Genomic DNA, 17,367 nt, shown 5'->3' with positions numbered 1-17,367 from the left:
GGCTCGCGAGAGAATTGTTGCGATCTCTGCTCGGCGTCAAACGAAAAAAGGCCGGTTCAGCACGTCACGACTGAACCGGCAAAGGGGGGAGGGAGCGGAAAAGGTTTGGGAAAAAGAGGCCGGTGTCGTGACGAAAAATCGCGACACCGGCCGCAAGGCCGCGTGCGAGGCGAAAGGGTGGGGGAAGGCCGGTGCTTAGAATGGAATCGGAGAACCGGCCGAGGTGGGGTGGAGAGACATTAAGGGTGAAAAAGAGGCCGGCTCTTCGATGAGAACCGGAGAACCGGCCGAGGTGGGGGGAGAGACATTAAGGGTGAAAAAGAGGCCGGTGTCGTGACGGAAGATCGCGACACCGGCCGCAAGGCCGCGTGCGAGGCGAAAGCTTTGGCGGGGGCGATTAAGCGGAAAAAAAAGGCCGGTTCTTCGATGAGAACCGGAGAACCGGCCGAGGTGGGGGGAGCAGTTAAACGAGGGGTTCCTTTTGCGGTCGCAACCACACCAAATAACGGTGCGGCGCCGAGCCGGTATAGGTGAAGGGATAGCAGGTCACCAGCACGACGGCGTCGCGGTCCTGGGACATAATCAGGTGGTCGCCCAATTGTTCTTTTTCGACGATCTCGATTTGGTCAACCACGAATGTTTGGCCGCCTTGTTGGGTTTTGAGCTGGACCGTTTCGCCCTGGCTCATCAGGCCTAACTCCCGGAAATGGGCGTCGCGATGACCGAGGATGATTTTCAGGCCGCGCCGGTCCGGCATCGAACCCGCCATGGACCAACAGGGGAAGCGGTTCAAGTTCTCTTGATTGCCGTCGAGCAGCACCAAGGTGTCCAGCCCTGATTCCCGGTGGCTCAACCACGCGATGGGGTCGCCTGAAAAAACCAACTGGCTGTTTTGGGGGCGGTCGCGCCAGAGCCGTTCGGCTTGCCATTGGCTCACCACGCGCAGGGTCAGGTGGTAAACGGGACGGACGGCGATTAACAGTGCGGCGAACAACAGGCCGAGGGGCAAGCGACGCGAGGTGAGCAATTCACCCAGCAGGCGGGTGGTGGCGGCGATGGGGGCGGCGGTGTCGGCGGTGGCGGATTTCATGCGGTCGTCTCCTTGCGGCCAAAGGTGTGCTGGAGGACATAAAGCGGCGCGGCGAGGGCGAGCAGCAGGGCCGCGGCGAGCAGCAGGTTGAAGTCATTGGTGGCGGTGGCGGCCAAGCCGTTGGCGCGGCGCATGATCGGGACCCGCACCGTGGTGAGGCTGCCGTCCGGCATTTTTTGGAGCCGTTCCTCCACCGCGACCCGTGAGGTGTAGGGGGTCACCAGTTGGTACTTCAAACCCAAGGCGACGATTTGATCGCGAATCCCGGCTTTTTGGTCGTAAGGCGCGGTTAAGTGGTCGGCGGTTAAATCCTTGATCTGGGCCGAGCCGACCAGCTTTTCAAGCCCCGGCAGGTGGGTTTTGCGACCTTGGTCGACCGCGAAATCGTACTGAACCCAGCGACCGTTGAGGTAACCACCGACCCCGACATAACCGGTGATCGGCTGGTCGTTTTGGAAGAGCAACCGCAGCGGACGGCCCAGGAACAGGTCGGGAATGCGGCTGGGGTAGATCCGACGGATGGATTGGGGGTTGCCGGCGCGATCACTGAAATCCAGGGTGACGTCCGTCAGCACCGGGGTATTGATGGTTTCGATGAAATTCGAAACGACCTGACCGATGTCCTCGTTGTTGCGCAGGAAGTTGGCAACGCCTTGACCCTGTTCACTAATGCGTTTCAACAGGTGTTCGTTGGGGGCTGAGCCGATGCCGAAGGAGAACAGGCGGGCGTTCCCCAAGGTGCGTTGTACCAGGGCGAGCAGGCGGTTTTCGTTGCCGACGTCGCCGTCGGTCAGGAGCACGACCATTTTGAGGTGTTCCGGCGATTCCGGCAGGTCCAACACGTGGGCCAAGGCTTGCTGCATTTCCGTGCCGCCGCCTGATGCCAGGTTGTCGATATAGGCGTGGGCGCGGCTCAGGTTTTCCGAGCTGACCGATTCGTAGGTTTGGGTGTAGCTGGAAAAGTCACTGGAAAAGCGGACGATGTTAAATCGGTCGCGGTCGTGCAGCATGGCCAGGCAGGCTTTGAGACCGTCTTTGGCCTGTTGCATCGGCAAACCACCCATCGAGCCGCTGGTATCAACCAGAAACACGATGTCCTTGGGGGTTGGGTCCGTGCCGATCACGTCTTCAAGTGGGGGATACAGGGTGAGCATGCCGTGAACCCCGTCGGCTTGGTGCGATTGAACCAAACTCAATTGGGGTTCCTCGTCGAGGTAGGGCTCTATGAAGAGCACGAAGTCGCGGTTGGGCAGGTTGTCGACCGGTGAAAGTTCCACCGCGAAGTGGCGTTCGCCGTGGTGGTCGATAAAAATTTCGTGGCTGGGTGATTGGATGTCGGCGACGGGGATTCCGGCAACATTGGCGGTCAGGGTAACAAAGTGGTTGTTTTCGGCCTCGGAAACACGCCCGGGTTGGACCAGGGGCGCCTGGGCCTGTACCGGCGGAGGTTCGCTCAGCGGATGGAGTTCCACCATACCGTCGTCGGTATGACCCATGTGGTAACGTGCGCCGAACACGGTCGGGAATACCAATTCGTAGCGGTCGTCGACCCGTGGGAGCGGCGTTAAGTAGGTGAACGTAATGGTGATTTCATCGCCTGGCTGCAGGTTGGCGACCCGCGTCTCAAACAGGTTTTGTCGCTGGTGTTCGATGAGCGAGGCGCGCCGCCCGCTGCGTTTGGCTTGTTCGTAGGTTTGGCGCGCGGTTTCTTTTTCTTGAACCACCCCGCGAATGCGGCGTTCGCCGATTTGCATGAACATGTCGGTGACGGTGGCCTCGTCGGGGAGCGGGAAATTGTAAAGGGCCTCCAGGCGGGCGACGCTGTCGTTGAAAAAGGTTTGGCGAACGCGGGCGTGGACGGCGTTGCCGGTAATTTCCAAATGGACGTTGGTTTCTTTCAGGGGCAGGATGCGCTCGTTGCGTTCTTCGTCGTAACCGGTGAGGACACCGGCGCTGTCGCGATGATCGCCGGCGCCGGCGGGTGAAGGGGTGGCGGCCGACCACAAGAACAGCAGGATGAAGGCCAATTTGACGATGGCGATGCGGTGACGGTATCCATAAACAAGGCTTGAATGAATCGGCATGGGTGGGACCTCTCAGCAGCGGGGTGGTTCATTTCCGTGTTGCTGCCTAATTTAGAAGAGGTCCTTGAAATCGAATCGAACCGGAAGAGAAATCAACATGAAATCGCGATGAATCGCGGACGGTCCGCTGCTTCATATTCGGTTCACAGTGCTTTCTTTTTTGAAACGAAACGCTAAGATTTACCAAACGCGCCCGATAGAACGGGTGCCGAAAGGATGGTGGGAAGCTTTTATGAGCAAGCACATTCTGGTGATTGAAGACGAACCGGCCATTGCCGATACCATCACTTATGCCTTGGAAACCGAGGGGTTTCGCTGTACCTGGTGTGGCACGGCCTCGGCCGGTCAGGAGACCCTTGCCGAGCAGGCCGTCGACCTGATTGTGCTTGATGTGGGGCTACCCGATCTCAATGGTTTCGAATTGTGCAAACGCATTCGCAAAACCCAAACGGTGCCCATCATTTTCCTCACCGCGCGCGCGGATGAGATCGACCGGGTGGTCGGCCTGGAAATCGGGGCCGACGATTACGTGGTCAAACCCTTTAGCCCGCGCGAACTCGCGGCGCGGGTCAAGGCCGTATTGCGGCGCTATGCCGCCGTTGAGGCACGCCGGGATGAAGCGCCCGAGCCCAAAGCGCCTGCCGAGCCTGAAAAACGGAACAGCCCGCGCTTCCAAATCGACGAGGCGCGCATGACCATTCTTTATTTCGGGTCGCGCTTGCAACTTTCCCGTTACGAATACCGCTTGTTGAAGATACTGGTGCAGCGGCCCGGCATGGTTTTTACCCGCGATCAGCTCATGGATTTGGCTTGGGACGAGCCCGAGGCCAGCATGGACCGCACCGTTGACGCCCATATCAAATCGCTGCGGGCCAAGCTCAAGGCGGTACGGCCCGACGAACACCCCATCAATACCATTCGTGGGGTGGGTTATGCGCTGAAGGAACAAGACGCCGTTTCTTAAAAGTGGCTGGGTTCGGGTTTCGTCAATCAAGAGGAGGCTGTTATTAAAGTCCGCACGCGTATGATTCTCGCGTTTATCGCGATGGTGGCCGCCGGTTTTTTTTACCTCTTACACCGCATCGACGAGTCGGTCCGACCCATTTATTTAGTCGCGGTCGAAGACGACATGATCGAATTGGCGACCCTGCTCTCCAGTGACATTTCGCGCCGTTCGGAGGAAGGGACCTTGGTGTTGGAGGGCTTTCGCGAACTGATCAGTCACGCCATGTGGCGCCGTTTCGAGGCCGTGATTTACGACCGAACCAAGGACCGTATCGAGTTTGGGGTCTACGTGGTGGATCACAACGGCATCGTGGTGTTCGACAGCCTCGACGACAGCCGCCGCGGCCAGGATTACAGTGAATGGATTGACGTGCGGCGAACCTTAACCGGTCAGTACGGCGCGCGCGCAACCTGGGAAGACGATCCCCAATCGCCGGGTGACCGTGTGCAGGTTTTTTACGTGGCCTCACCCATCGTGGTGGAGGGGCGGGTCCTGGGCGCTGTGACCGTTTATAAGACAACCAGCAAAGGGTTTAGCTATTTTTTGCAGGTGCGGCGCGAAACCATGCGTGGCGCTGTTTTGGTGTCCTTGTTGGTGTTGGGTTGGGGTTTGATGATCACCCATTGGGTTAACCGACCGATCCAACAGTTAACGGAATACGCGCAGACCATTCGCGACGGTGGTCGCGCCGCCACCCCGATGCTGGGAAGTAAGGACATGGAATCCATGGCGCGCGCCTTCGACGAAATGCGCGAGGCTTTGGAGGGCAAAGCCTACGTCGAGCAATATGTGCAAACGCTAACCCATGAAATCAAGAGCCCGCTGTCGGCGATCCGCGGGGCGGCCGAACTGCTTGAAGAACCGATGACGGAGGAACGCCACGCGGCTTTTGTCGCCAACATTCGCGGTGAATCCGCGCGTATCCAACAACTGGTGGATCGTCTGTTGGAACTGTCGGCGATTGAAAACCGCAAGGGGTTGCGGCAGACCGAACCCATTGCGCTGGACGACCTGGTCCATGAAATTCTCGATGAACTGAGCCCCGTGATCGAAACCAAACATCTGCGGGTCAACTTTGAGGCCGACCCCGCCAAACATGTCAAAGGCGAACGGTTTCTGCTCAAGCTGGCCCTGCGCAACTTGGTGCAAAATGCCTGCGAGTTCACGCCCACATCGGGCGGGATTCACATTTATTACCGCGCCTGCTCGCTCCACATTCACGACGACGGCCCGGGCATCCCCGACTACGCCGCCAACCGGGTGTTCGAGCGGTTTTATTCATTGCAGCGTCCCGAGACCGGCAAAAAAAGCTCCGGTCTGGGATTAAGCATCGTTCGGCAGGTGGCCGACCTGCACCAGGGCGAGGTCCACCTGCGCAATCATGCCGAGGGGGGTGCCGAGGCCGTGTTTGTGTTTCGGCCTGCTTAGGTTTTGTTTTTGAATCGGTTCAGCTAGCTTTCCAATTCGGAAAACTTGCGCTCCAGTTCAAACTCGCGCGAGGTGGCGATGGTTTCCACGTTGGATAGCCGTTCCTCGATGGCGGCCAGGCGTTGTTCGATATCGCGCAGGGCGGCCGGTGAGCCCTGTTGCGGGGCGGCCAATTTGGCGCGAATCACCGTTAGGGCAAGGTTGAAGCCGAGCACAATAATCAGGATGATGATACCGGTGGAAAAGATAAGTTGTAGCGCGTGCATGGGGGGGTCCTCCAAGGGGGAAATCAAATGGCGGCTTTCCCGCGCGTGTTCATTATAAGGTGCCGGAAAAGAAATAACGCCCGAGCCCGATGGTAAAGATGAAGCAGCCGTACAGTGAGTGCTCAAGCCCGACGCAAAACAGCGAGCGGGTGCGCAAGTAGGTGCGCGAGAAGAGGAACCCGCCGATAAGGGTTAGGGCGACGGCGAGCACGTTTTCAAACACGATGTGCATCCAACCAAAGGCCAAGGCGCTCATCCAAACCAACATCCGTTCGCGTGGAAAGATCGGTTCGTAACGCCTGAAGAAGAAGGCGCGGTAAACCAGCTCTTGGGGATACACAGAAATAATCGGATACAAACAAAGAATCGAAAGGTAGATGGCCGGCTTGTGGTACGGCAGGTCAAACAGCCGGTCCGGTTCGCGCAAATAAACCAGTGCCGCAAGCGCCAAGGCGCCGATGGCGAAGAAGCCAAACAGCGGAAGCAACACCTTGGAAAGCGCGCCCGCCCGCCACAGTCGGGTTCGGTCGAATTCTTTATCGCAAAAGAGAATCACGCAACATACCACCGTTACAAGTAACAAGGTGGGAATGACGGGAAGCGGCAGGTAACCCAGCACGTAAAGCAGGGGCAGTAGCCAAAACAGTGCGATGAATTCGACGATCAGGTACAGGCGCATGTTCCCTCCTTGATTCCGGCCGTCAGGTGGTGGATGGTGGTTGGGTGCGTGACGTTTGGCGCGCGGGGTTTCTGTCCGGGCCTTGGCGATGGGGAACCCTTTGGTGAGCCCAGACACACCGAGTCCGCCGTGCGACAAAGACACGGTGGCGGTTTACCTGGGGACGCGCGGTTGTCGGCGAAGCGGATGGGCGTGAGGTGGGTCTGTAAATGGGGAACGGAAAAACGCGCCGAGGCGAGGCGCGGTGATGCTTGTTTTTACACGCGTTTGTCAATCTTTTGCGTCAGGATCGGTTGCAATGGGTAACAATACTCATCGGAATCAGGACTTCGGATCTTAACAAAATCATCACATTCGGGAAATTCTGCACCGCGATGAAGGCTTCGCCGCGGCGCGCTGTTTTTTCGAATGAAACGAAGGATTTTTTACCGACAGGCCTACGTACACTTGGGTTCCCAAAGAACCCGGCCCGCTTTGACCGGCACACCCCGGAATGGGGCCGTTCCGCCCGCCAAAAACGGCTTTATGACTATGGAAGCGAACGCTTCGGGAAATTTTTTCGAGGCCCTAACCGGATCCAGGCATCGCCTTATGTGTCGTTCCGGTTTGAGAACATGGTTTTTTCCCACGTGGTGGGAGGAGGTTTGCCATGAACAGTGCCCCCGGCCAAGGTGAGGCGGTTTTTTCCGTGCGCGGGTTAACCAAAGGGTACGATATGGGCGAGGTCCAGGTGCAGGCGTTGCGCGGTGTCGATCTCGACCTTTACCGCGGCGAGTTCTCCGTCTTGCTCGGTCCCTCCGGCAGCGGGAAATCGACCTTGCTGAACATTCTCGGTGGGTTGGATGTTCCCAGCGACGGGTCTGTTATCTACCAAGGCCGCGACTTGAGCCGCGCCGACGAACGCGACTTGACCGAGTTTCGCCGCCGTCACGTCGGTTTTATTTTTCAGTTTTACAACCTCATTCCCAGCCTGACCAGTCGGGAAAACGTGGCCTTGGTGACGGAACTTGCCGATCACCCCATGGCGCCCGAGGAAGCGCTTGCTTTGGTTAAGTTGGCGCATCGCCTGGATCACTTTCCGGCGCAGTTAAGCGGTGGTGAGCAGCAGCGCGTGGCCATCGCCCGCGCCATCGCCAAACGTCCCGATATTTTGTTGTGCGACGAACCCACCGGCGCGCTCGATATCCAAACCGGGATTGTGGTGCTCGAGGCTTTGGCGCGGATCAATCGCGAGCTGGGGACCACCACCGCCGTGATCACCCACAACCGCGCCATCGCCGACATGGCCGACCGTGTCTTTTCCATGGCCGACGGCCAAATTGTGGACGTTCAGCATCGTACGGACAAGGTGGCTCCCGATCAGTTGGCCTGGTAGCGGAGGCTGTTGTGAAGAGTTTGAACCGAAAACTGTTCCGCGATATATGGCGGCTCAAGGGCCAGATGATCGCCATCATGATGGTGTTGGCCGCCGGGGTGACCTTGTTCGTGCTCACCATGAGCAACTACGAATCGCTGGTGGTTTCCCGGGACCGCTACTACGAACGCAATCGTTTTGCCGATGTGTTCGCCGGCTGCAAACGGGCCCCGCGTTCCCTGCTCGATAAAATCGCCGCCATCGACGGGGTTCAACATGCGGAGGGTCGTATCCTTCAGGAAGTGACCCTCGACGTGCCCGGCCTCAGTGATCCGGCCACCGGTCGCTTGGTTTCTTTGCCGCCCAACCCGGCAAGCGGCCTCAACAAACCCTACCTGCGCGCCGGGCGTTTTCCCCGGCTGGGTGTCGACGATGAAATCCTTGCCGGCGAAGTGTTTATGGAAGCGCACGGGTTTCAGATCGGCACGCGGATCAATGCGGTGATTAACGGCCGTGCCAAAAGTCTGCACATTGTCGGCACCGCCCTTTCCCCCGAATTCATTTACGTTCTCAAACCGGGTACGCTTTTTCCCGATAACCTGCGTTACGGCGTGTTTTGGATGAACGAGGACAGCCTGGAAGCCTCGCTCAATATGGAAGGCGCCTTTAACGATGTCACCCTCAAACTGGCGCGCGACGGTTCGGCCGACGAGGTGGTTTTCCAGCTGGACGAACTACTCGAACCTTACGGCGGCGTGCGCGCGATCAAACGCCGCGACCAGGCTTCCCACTGGTACCTTGAGAATGAAATGCAGCAATTGCGCAGTGCCGGTTGGTTTATTCCCGTGATGTTTTTCGGGGTGGCTGTCTTCTTGCTCAACCTGGTTATTGCGCGCTTGATCCGCGCCCAACGGGAACAAATCGCGGTGTTAAAAGCCTTCGGTTACGCCTCTTCCGAAATAGGGTTCCATTATTTAAAGTTCGTCGTGGTGGTGGTGTTGCTGGGGAATTTGGTGGGGATTGCCATGGGCGCCTACCTGGGTTCCGGTTTGGTAAAGGTATACGGTACCTTGTACAAGTTCCCGGAGCTCACTTTTTTGCTGAGTGCGCGCACCTTGATCCTGGGCGTTTTGGTCAGCGGTCTTTCCTCGTGCCTCGGTACCTTGAGCACCGTGCGCCGTGCCGTGTTGTTGCCACCGGCGGAGGCGATGAAACCGGAGCCGCCCGCCAATTACCGCCCAACCTTTCTGGAGCGGTTGGGATTGGGCCGCTTTATGTCGGTTCAGATGCAGATGATCATGCGGAATATGGAACGGGCGCCTTTGCGTACCTTTCTCTCCTGTGTGGGGATTGCCATGGCGACCGGGTTGTTGGTATTGGGTCGCGTCAATGTGGACGCCTTAAATTCATTGATCCGCGTTCAGTTCGAAACCATTCAGCGCGAAGACATGATGGTCACCTTCTATGAGCCCAATAACTATCGTGCTTTCTATGAGTTACAGCAGTTGCCAGGCGTTGCGGTTGCTGAGCCGCTGCGGAGCGTGGGCGTAAATATGGTGTTTGGGCAGCATGAAAAACAGCTCTCTTTGCAAGGAGTCCACCATGTGCCGCGTTTGCGGCGTTACCTCGGCAAGGACATGTCGCCGATTTCCATGGCGCCGGAAGGGCTGATGCTCGACCGCTTCACCGCGGAAAAGTACGGCATTCGTCCGGGTCATACCTTGACCTTGGAAGTGCTGGAAGGTAGCCGGCCGGTGATCCGTATGCCCGTGGTGGGTTTGGTGGAGGAGTTGATCGGCGGTGGTGCCTACATCAACATGGCGCGGTTGCACGAGGTGTTGGGCGAGGACCGCACCGTGAACGGCGCCTATCTCTTGGTAGACGAACCCCATTGGGACAGCGTGTTGCATCGCTTAAAAGAGACGCCCAAGGTTGCGGGGGTCACCATTGCCGACGCCGCCCTCAAGGGATTTATGGATACCATTGCCCAGAGTCTTTTGATCATGAACCTGTTTAACATCATTTTCGCCGGCATTATTGCATTTGGTGTGGTGTACAACGCCGCGCAAATGTCGGTCGGTGAGCGGAGTCGTGACTTGGCGACCTTGCGCGTGCTGGGATTTTCCCGTGCTGAGATTTCGGATATTTTGCTGGGCGAGCTTGCGCTGGTCACTTTGGCCGCGATTCCGTTTGGTTTGGTGCTGGGTACCTTGATGGCCCACGGTGCCATCGCGGACCTGCAAACCGAACAGTTTCGCATTCCCTTCGCGTTGAGCACCCGCAGTTACGCCGTGGCCGTGTTGGTGGTCCTACTCAGTGCGTTGATTTCGGGCCTGGTGGTGCGCCGCCGCCTCGACAAGCTGGACTTAATGGCCGTGTTGAAAACCCGTGAATAATTGGCCGCACCCAAGGGTTTGGTGCCACGGGCACCGAACAGGTCGGTGCCTGTCTTCGAGCGGCCGGAACCGCCGCTGAAAAGGAGTAACCATGACGCAATCTTCTTCTAAAACGCGAAATCTTTTGGCTCGATTGAGTTGGAAATGGTTGATCGCCGTCCTGGTGATGGTTGCTTTGGTCGCCGTCGCGCTGCAACCAAAGGAAGTCACCGTCGAGGCCGGCACCGTGATTCGCGGCGACCTTGAAGTGACCGTGGCCGAGGACGGCCGTACCCGCGTGAAGCAGCGTTACACCTTGGTTGCGCCCGTTAGCGGCAACCTGCTGCGGGTTGATTTGAAAGCCGGCGACACCGTGAAGGCCGACCGTGATCGGGTGTTCGCGGTGAAGCCGCAACCGCCGGCGCTGCTCAACCAACGGGACCGTGCCGAACGCGAGGCCCGTGTTGCCGTGGCGCAAGCGCGGCTTGCCGAGGCAAAGGCCCAAATTGACAAGGTCAAAGCCGCGCTGGCTTTGGCCGAGCGGCAAGCCGGCCGCCAAAAGGATTTGGCCGACAAGGGTTTTGCCGGCAAAGAGGCCTTTGATCAGGCGCGCACCGAGTTATTGCTGCGTCGCGCCGAACTTCGCGTTGCGCAAGACGGCGTTGACGTGGCCGCTTCAGACGTGCGGCTGGCCGAGGCCGGTCTGTTGTTGGGTGAAGGGGACGCCGGTACCTTGGAAGCCCTGGAAGTGATCGCACCCATCAACGGCCAGGTGTTTCGTGTGTTCCGCGAGAGCGAAGGCTGGATTAATCAGGGCGAACCCGTGCTCGAATTAGGCGACAGTCGCCAATTGGAAGTGGTGGTCGACCTGCTGTCGAAGGACGCCGTGCAAATTCAACCCGGTGCCGCGGTGAAGCTCAAACACTGGGGTGGCGAGACCGTCCTGCAGGGGACCGTGCGTTTGATTGAGCCCTCCGGGTTTACCAAGGTTTCCGCGCTGGGTGTGGAAGAACAACGTGTGAATGTCATCGTCGATATTTTGTCGGCGCCCGCTGAGTGGGAACACCTGCGCGACGGTTTTCGGGTCGAGGTCGACATCACCACCTGGCAGGCAAAAAACCTGGTACTCACGCCGGCTTCCTCGCTGTTTTGGGCCGACGACCAATGGTGGGTGTACCGTCTCCAACAGGATCGCCTTGAAAAGGTTGCCGTGGAAGTCGGTCGCCGTAACACGCGATTTGCCGAGGTGAAACAGGGTTTGACCGCGGAGGACCGCGTCGTGCTTTTTCCCGGTGACGAGGTGAAAGCCGGCGTGAAGGTGAAAACCATGTAAGCCAATTCTTGGTGCGGCATTGAAGCAGGGTCAGAATGCAGCGGACGGCTAGCCCGCATTTCTCACAAGGATTCGTCGCGAGAAGCAGAAAGCCTTGTGAGTACGAAGATTACGACCGAGAGATGGCACAGGCGTAGCAGCGCTACGGTGAAGGCGGCTCGACCGAGTAATGCGGAAGGCCGCCCCCTCGTAATCGCATGGCTTTCTGCTTCGCAGCAGAATTCCTTGTGAGAAATGCGGGCTAGGGTCGACAGTCGGATCCCCTGCCGTCTTTTTGTGGTTATCTTGTGATTGTTTTGCGGGAGGTTAAAGTTTTTAGGGAAGTGCGTCGTTCTTAAATATTAAAGATAACTGTTCATTTGTCGGTGGTGTGTGGCTTAGAACCTAGGGGGGCCTTCCTGGATCCCCCGCGGTTTTCCACCACGGCGACGACGCTTTGGGTTTTCCCTTTCTGTCCTCGGTGGTGTTCCCCATGCCCCGGCTTCCAACCTCGTTCGGTTTTTTCCCGATCTTGGAGGCGTCTTCATGTTCCCCAAAAAAATGTTGCTGATGTTGCTTGTGTCTGGGTTTCTAGCGACCTTGGGCCAGGCGGCGGAAGGTGACGAATTACTCGAAATGAGCTTGGACGAATTGCTCAACGTCGAGGTCACCACCGCGACCAAAAAAGCTGAAAAGTCGGATTCCGCCCCGGCGACCGTTTATGTGGTCACCGCGGATACTATTGCCGCCAGGGGTTATCGCAACCTCAAAGAACTGCTTGAAGATATTCCCGAAATCGAAATCCAGAGCAACGCCGTGGCCGAGTTCAACAATTACTTCAGCATCCGCGGCATTGCCGGCAACGAACGGTTCATTGTGCTGCTCAACGGTTTCCGGTTTAACTCGCCCACCGGCAGCCCCCACGTGATCGAACACAACTACCCGTTGGTGAATGTCGCCCAGGTTGAGATCATCCTCGGCCCCGCTTCCGCGCTCTACGGGGCGGACGCTTTCGGTGGCATCGTGAACATCATTACCCGCGATGGTGAGCAAGGCAAAGGCGGCGTAATGGATGTCGCCTTCGGGCGTTTTGCCACCCAAGAAACCGCGCTCACCTACGGGCACACCTTTGATCGGCTCAGGGTCAGCGCCTCCGCGTTTCGGTATGAAAGCGACGAAGCCGTGATGCCGGATTTTTACCCCGAGGAATATGCCTGGTACCGCAATAACTACCAACAGCAGGGCACTGCTTTGATCTCACCGTTTATTCCCGTCGAAATTGAAATCGACCCCTCCTTGCAAAACCGGCCCTATGAAACGCCCAATAAAGCTGAGTTTATCAACCTCCTTGTCGGTACCGATCAATTCCAATTGGGGTACAGCACCAATAGCGAACGCCATTCCTCGTCAACCGGCATGCGCCCCGAGTTTAACCTCTTCGTCGGCGAAGCCCTGTACCGCACCGATTTGGAATCCATGTTCGCCAAATACCAGTACAAAAGCAGCAATGAACGTTGGTTCCTCGACAGTTCGGTTTGGAAAGGCACCTATGAAATCGCACCGGAGTCCGCCTTCCTCAATACCTTCACCTTCTACCGACCCGGCTACAAATATGCCGATGCGCAAACCGTCAAATTTGAAGAACAATTGACCGTGGATATGGGCAAACGCGGAACGCTGATTGCCGGCCTCTCCTATGAAGACGTGTCCGCCCTGCCAAAAACCGGGGATTTGCCCGCGCCCTTTGACCCCGATCTGCCCGCGGATTCCCAGGACCTCTTTTACATTGGCACCGATACCACCGACGCCGCCGGCAACGACCTCACGGTGGAACAAGCCTTCTTTCCGGTGGATTACCAAAACTTGGCCGCCTACCTGCAAGTTTCTTTTTCGATGCGGGACACCTTGGACGTAACGCTGGGGGCGCGCTTTGACGACAGCACCCGTTACGGTTCCACCTTTAACCCGCGCCTCGGTTTGGTGAAACGGTTTAGCCCGCGTTTAACCTTTAAATTCCTTTACGGGACCGCATTCCTGGCCCCCTCGCCCTACTTGGCCTTGCAGCACTACGGTTCTTTTATTCCGGTCGATGCCGAGGGCAATGCCGCCGCCGGCCCGGAAGACACCGCCGGCTTGTTCGGCCCTTTCTGGCATTTGCCCAATCCCGACTTGGCACCCGAGGAATTAACCTCTTTTGAGACCAGTTTGGCCTACTATGCCAATGATCACTGGGGTTTGTTCATCAACGCCTACCACAACAACGTCACCGACCGGGTGGTGAACAGTGGTCAGTTCGGACGGACGTTTGCGGGGATTCCCGTTGGTTTTGCCGAGGTGCCGATTAACGGTGGTGAATCCGACGCCTATGGCGGTACCCTGCGTTTGAACTACCTGGGTTCCTTGGGGTCGCTGCAGGTAAACGCTTTTGCCGCTTGGTCTTATGCCGACGGGGAAGTTGACGAGGGACCCTTGACTTATACCGCGGAAAACACCTTCCGGCTTGTTGCCGAACTTCGCGCCGGCAAGTTAACCGCATCGCCGCGCTTGCTTGTACGGGGCAAAAGCCGTCATTTCCTGCTCGATGAAAACGGCCGCAATTTTGAGAACGAAGCCTACGAGGTCGTAAACCTGTTTGCGCGTTACCGTTCGTTGGTCAAACAAGGTCGCTGGGAAATCGATACCTATTTGCGGGTCACCAACCTTTTCGATGAACGTTATACCAACGTGCCTTTGGCGCAGTTTGAGGGGTTCACCGCGACCCCACAGGATCCACGCTTCTTCAGCGGTGGTTTTACGGTGAAATTTTAGGACGCGGCACCCCTTGGTGTTATTGTGAACCTTTGTGACACCAAGGGGTCTGCCGGCCCACGGCTTAGCGTGCTATGATGCGCAGGCCCGCAATGCGCACCAAAAGTTCTGCTACGAAACTGAAATAGCTGTGATTACTTCGTTTACTCGGCTGGGTAAGCTGCGACGTAGCGCTGCTACGCCAACGTTCACCCTCTGTCGTAACCTTCGTACTCTCAAGTGTTTCAGTTCCTCACGGCGAATTCTGGTGAGCGACGCGGGCGCTGATTTTCGATACCACATTGATGGGAGCGGTTTTATGCGGCGTCTTAGCAAACTCGCTTTGTGTGTTTTTTGGATGGGGATGAGCGTGCCCATGTGGGCGCAACTCCACGATTCCAGTATCAAATTGAAATTGGGTTACCTTGATCAATACATGTACCGCGGGCGCCTCTTGCACGATGACGCCGTTTACCAGGGTCAATTCACCCTGGGCATTTCGCGTTGGTCATACGATGCGATTTACAATGAAGCCGCCGACCCCGCGATTGATGGTTTCGAGCGGGAAACCACCCACAACATCAGCTTTACGTCCATCGTTAACAACAACACCGTCAGCACCATCGGTTACCAGTACAGCGATTTCCAGGGCGGCATGAGCGACAGCCAAGAATTTTTTGTGCGTTTTGCACGCTCCGGCGGCTGGAACCCGTCCTACGGCATCGCTTTTGACATCGACGCCTTCCGCGGTTATTACGGTGACTTCGCGCTCAACCGCCTGATGCCGATTTCGCGCCGCACCGTGTTGTCCGGCACGCTTAAAACTGCTTTAGCTTTTGACATGGAACCCGAAATCGAAGAGGAAAGCGGGGAAGTGGTGGAGGAAGGTCTGTTCGGCAAAGACGGCTTTGTTCACAGCTATTTCCAGCTTAATGTGACCTATACTTTTTCGCGTTGGTTCAAGTTGGACTTTGGCGGACGGTACCATTTCGCTCACGACGACACCCTGTTTGAGGATCGCTTGGGCGAAGAAGACGAAATTGTCGGCTACGCCAACGTCACCATTTCCCTTCAATGACCCCGACCCCGCTGCTCATCGCCACCGCGGGCCATGTGGACCACGGCAAAAGTGCTCTGGTCCATAGCCTGACCGGTACCGATCCCGACCGTTGGGCCGAGGAGCAGCAGCGCGGCATCACCATTGATCTCGGTTTTGCCGCCCGCGTCGAAGGGACCCGCCTTTATTCTTTTGTGGACGTGCCAGGGCACGAGCGTTTTGTCCACAACATGTTGGCCGGGGTTGGTTGTCTCGACGCTGCGCTGTTGGTGATCGCCGCCGATGAATCCATCATGCCCCAAACGCGGGAACACGCGCTAGCCTTGCATTTTTTGCGTGTCCCGCACGTGATCATCGTGCTGACCAAAGTCGATTTGGTGGATGAGGAGATGCTTGCGCTTGTCCACGAGGAACTGGACGATTGGTTGCCCGACTTTGGTTGGGAAAAGGCGCCGCGTCTCGGTTTTTCTAAGGTCCAACCCGAGACCCATCAGCGGCTACGCCAAGTCTTGGGCGAGGTACCGAAGCGATCAGGTCGACCCCACGGCCAGGCGCGGTTCGCCGTTGATCGGGTTTTTTCCGCCGACGGTTCCGGGACCGTGGTCACCGGCGTGATGGAGCGTGGGGTCCTGGCGGTTGAGGATGAACTGGTGCGCGACGCCGACGGGGAACCCCTGCGTGTGCGGCGCATACAAATGCACGGCGCCGAGGTCGATCAGGTCTCCGAGCGGGGCCGGGCCGCGCTGAACCTGACCCGAATCCATTACCGTGACGCGCACCGCGGCGATCTGCTCACCGCGGCGCCCGCGCCCTATCCGAGCAAATTTTTGCTGGTTCGCTTAACTGATTTCGATCCCGATTGGGCGCCCGGCATCAAGCATCGGCTCCATCTCCACTTTCTCAGCCGGCGCCAACAGGCTCGTTTGCTCTGGCGCGAGGGATCGCTCGCCATGTTGGCCTTGGAACAACCCGCCGGCTACTGGTTGTTTGACCGCGGTCTCATTCGCGATCACAGCCCGCTCGCCATTGTCGCCGGTTTTGAGGTGCTGCACCCCAACCCAGCCCACACCAAAAGGCGCGCTGTTCGTGATCGTTTGGCAACCACCGAGATTCCGCTACTTGCAACCCCCACTGATGCAATCACCTTTGCTGCCTGGTGGCGCTGGATCGCGGCGCTGGAAAACGCGGTCATCGAACAAGCTCACGTCCACCGTTTATGGGGATTGCGGGTTCCGGTGGAATGGGCCGCGGATTGGGTCGTGCTCGACGCGCGACACTGGGTAACCCGCGACCTATGGCAACAAACCAAAACGCGTTTTCATGAGCTGCTGGCGCGCCACCATCAACAGCACAGCTACCGAACCTGGCTTGATCGTGAAACCTGTATCGCGGCAGCCAAGGCAGCCGGCATGGCCCCCGAGCTGCTGCCAAAAACCATCAGCAGTTTGGAAGCGCGGGGGATTCTGACAGTTGCAGGGGATCGTTTGCGGCTCACGGATTTCAAGCCGGGCTGGCGGCCGGAAGACCGCCGTCGCCTCGAAGCATTCCTTGCCGCATGGGACCCGGAAAACGGAACCCTCGATTTGCGTCATTTAAAACACGCGCGCAAACAAACCGCCGACATCGAGCAATGGCTCCACCGCATCGGCTGTCTCGTGTGGTTAACCCCCGATCTCATGATCGATGTCGCCAAGCTTCACGCCGTCAAGCAACGTATGGCCGCGGACCACGGCGACACACCACTGACCGTGCAAACACTCAAGGCAAGCTTCGGTTTTTCCCGCAAACTCGCGATCCCGCTGCTGGAATGGATGGACCACGCCGGTTGGACGCGCCGGGAAGACACCCACCGCGTCTGGCTCCATCCATCCCTCGCGCCACCCACGCGCACACTCGCTATGATTCGGGCGGATGCCGATCTTTAGCCTG

At 57.9% G+C, this 17,367-nt stretch carries 12 protein-coding genes; 8 read left to right on the top strand and 4 right to left on the bottom strand.

The window, feature by feature from the left end; translation table 11 throughout:
* Nucleotides 1–463: 463 nt before the first annotated feature.
* The gene (locus tag J3U88_RS15935) at nucleotides 464–1,090 is read right to left on the bottom strand and encodes a class D sortase (RefSeq protein ID WP_207859917.1); all 627 of its coding nucleotides are present in this window, start codon (nucleotides 1,088–1,090) and stop codon (nucleotides 464–466) included.
* On the bottom strand, nucleotides 1,087–3,174 hold the full coding sequence (locus J3U88_RS15930; protein WP_207859916.1) for a VIT domain-containing protein: 2,088 nt from the start codon (nucleotides 3,172–3,174) through the stop codon (nucleotides 1,087–1,089). Before J3U88_RS15930 ends, J3U88_RS15935 begins: the two co-directional genes overlap by 4 nt.
* A 232-nt stretch (nucleotides 3,175–3,406) precedes the next feature.
* On the opposite strand from J3U88_RS15930, the gene creB reads away from it, so the two are divergent.
* Both creB and creC read left to right on the top strand, forming a co-directional pair.
* Nucleotides 3,407–4,138 (top strand): two-component system response regulator CreB, encoded by a 732-nt coding sequence (gene creB, locus J3U88_RS15925; RefSeq protein WP_207859915.1) that lies wholly within the window; start codon nucleotides 3,407–3,409, stop codon nucleotides 4,136–4,138.
* Between the two features lie 6 nt (nucleotides 4,139–4,144).
* On the top strand, nucleotides 4,145–5,608 hold the full coding sequence (gene creC / locus J3U88_RS15920; RefSeq protein ID WP_279382557.1) for a two-component system sensor histidine kinase CreC: 1,464 nt from the start codon (nucleotides 4,145–4,147) through the stop codon (nucleotides 5,606–5,608).
* Between the two features lie 23 nt (nucleotides 5,609–5,631).
* Here the strand turns inward: creC and J3U88_RS15915 are convergent, their stop codons facing one another.
* On the bottom strand, nucleotides 5,632–5,874 hold the full coding sequence (locus J3U88_RS15915; protein ID WP_207859913.1) for a hypothetical protein: 243 nt from the start codon (nucleotides 5,872–5,874) through the stop codon (nucleotides 5,632–5,634).
* Between the two features lie 52 nt (nucleotides 5,875–5,926).
* Nucleotides 5,927–6,553, bottom strand: coding sequence for a CPBP family intramembrane glutamic endopeptidase (locus J3U88_RS15910; RefSeq protein ID WP_207859912.1), 627 nt, complete (start codon nucleotides 6,551–6,553; stop codon nucleotides 5,927–5,929).
* A 649-nt stretch (nucleotides 6,554–7,202) separates the two neighbouring features.
* On the opposite strand from J3U88_RS15910, the gene J3U88_RS15905 reads away from it, so the two are divergent.
* From J3U88_RS15905 to selB, 6 genes are all read left to right on the top strand, one after another.
* Nucleotides 7,203–7,928: an ABC transporter ATP-binding protein gene (locus tag J3U88_RS15905; protein WP_207859911.1), complete on the top strand. Its 726-nt coding sequence runs from the start codon at nucleotides 7,203–7,205 to the stop codon at nucleotides 7,926–7,928.
* An 11-nt stretch (nucleotides 7,929–7,939) separates the two neighbouring features.
* Nucleotides 7,940–10,303 carry an FtsX-like permease family protein gene (locus tag J3U88_RS15900; RefSeq protein WP_207859910.1) on the top strand — a complete coding sequence of 788 codons (2,364 nt, stop codon included), beginning with the start codon at nucleotides 7,940–7,942 and terminating at the stop codon, nucleotides 10,301–10,303.
* A gap of 91 nt (nucleotides 10,304–10,394) precedes the next feature.
* Nucleotides 10,395–11,615, top strand: coding sequence for an efflux RND transporter periplasmic adaptor subunit (locus J3U88_RS15895; RefSeq protein ID WP_207859909.1), 1,221 nt, complete (start codon nucleotides 10,395–10,397; stop codon nucleotides 11,613–11,615).
* A gap of 525 nt (nucleotides 11,616–12,140) precedes the next feature.
* Nucleotides 12,141–14,402, top strand: a complete 2,262-nt coding sequence (locus tag J3U88_RS15890; RefSeq protein ID WP_207859908.1) for a TonB-dependent receptor plug domain-containing protein — start codon at nucleotides 12,141–12,143, stop codon at nucleotides 14,400–14,402.
* Nucleotides 14,403–14,700: 298 nt separating this feature from the next.
* Nucleotides 14,701–15,459 (top strand): hypothetical protein, encoded by a 759-nt coding sequence (locus J3U88_RS15885; RefSeq protein ID WP_207859907.1) that lies wholly within the window; start codon nucleotides 14,701–14,703, stop codon nucleotides 15,457–15,459.
* Nucleotides 15,456–17,363, top strand: coding sequence for a selenocysteine-specific translation elongation factor (selB, locus tag J3U88_RS15880; RefSeq protein WP_207859906.1), 1,908 nt, complete (start codon nucleotides 15,456–15,458; stop codon nucleotides 17,361–17,363). The genes J3U88_RS15885 and selB overlap by 4 nt, the downstream gene beginning before the upstream one ends.
* The last annotated feature ends 4 nt before the right edge of the window (nucleotides 17,364–17,367 follow it).

The organism is Acanthopleuribacter pedis, assembly GCF_017377855.1.
GTDB lineage: Bacteria > Acidobacteriota > Holophagae > Acanthopleuribacterales > Acanthopleuribacteraceae > Acanthopleuribacter > Acanthopleuribacter pedis.
This window is presented reverse-complemented; position numbering and strand designations above follow the sequence as displayed.

Excerpts from the sequence above, each read along its gene's own strand:
- J3U88_RS15935 (WP_207859917.1), bottom strand. The coding sequence starts at position 1,090 with ATGAAATCCGCCACCGCCGACACCGCCGCCCCCATCGCCGCCACCACC.
- J3U88_RS15930 (WP_207859916.1), bottom strand. The coding sequence starts at position 3,174 with ATGCCGATTCATTCAAGCCTTGTTTATGGATACCGTCACCGCATCGCC.
- creB (WP_207859915.1), top strand. The coding sequence starts at position 3,407 with ATGAGCAAGCACATTCTGGTGATTGAAGACGAACCGGCCATTGCCGAT.
- J3U88_RS15915 (WP_207859913.1), bottom strand. The coding sequence starts at position 5,874 with ATGCACGCGCTACAACTTATCTTTTCCACCGGTATCATCATCCTGATT.
- J3U88_RS15910 (WP_207859912.1), bottom strand. The coding sequence starts at position 6,553 with ATGCGCCTGTACCTGATCGTCGAATTCATCGCACTGTTTTGGCTACTG.
- J3U88_RS15905 (WP_207859911.1), top strand. The coding sequence starts at position 7,203 with ATGAACAGTGCCCCCGGCCAAGGTGAGGCGGTTTTTTCCGTGCGCGGG.
- J3U88_RS15895 (WP_207859909.1), top strand. The coding sequence starts at position 10,395 with ATGACGCAATCTTCTTCTAAAACGCGAAATCTTTTGGCTCGATTGAGT.
- J3U88_RS15890 (WP_207859908.1), top strand. The coding sequence starts at position 12,141 with ATGTTCCCCAAAAAAATGTTGCTGATGTTGCTTGTGTCTGGGTTTCTA.
- J3U88_RS15885 (WP_207859907.1), top strand. The coding sequence starts at position 14,701 with ATGCGGCGTCTTAGCAAACTCGCTTTGTGTGTTTTTTGGATGGGGATG.
- selB (WP_207859906.1), top strand. The coding sequence starts at position 15,456 with ATGACCCCGACCCCGCTGCTCATCGCCACCGCGGGCCATGTGGACCAC.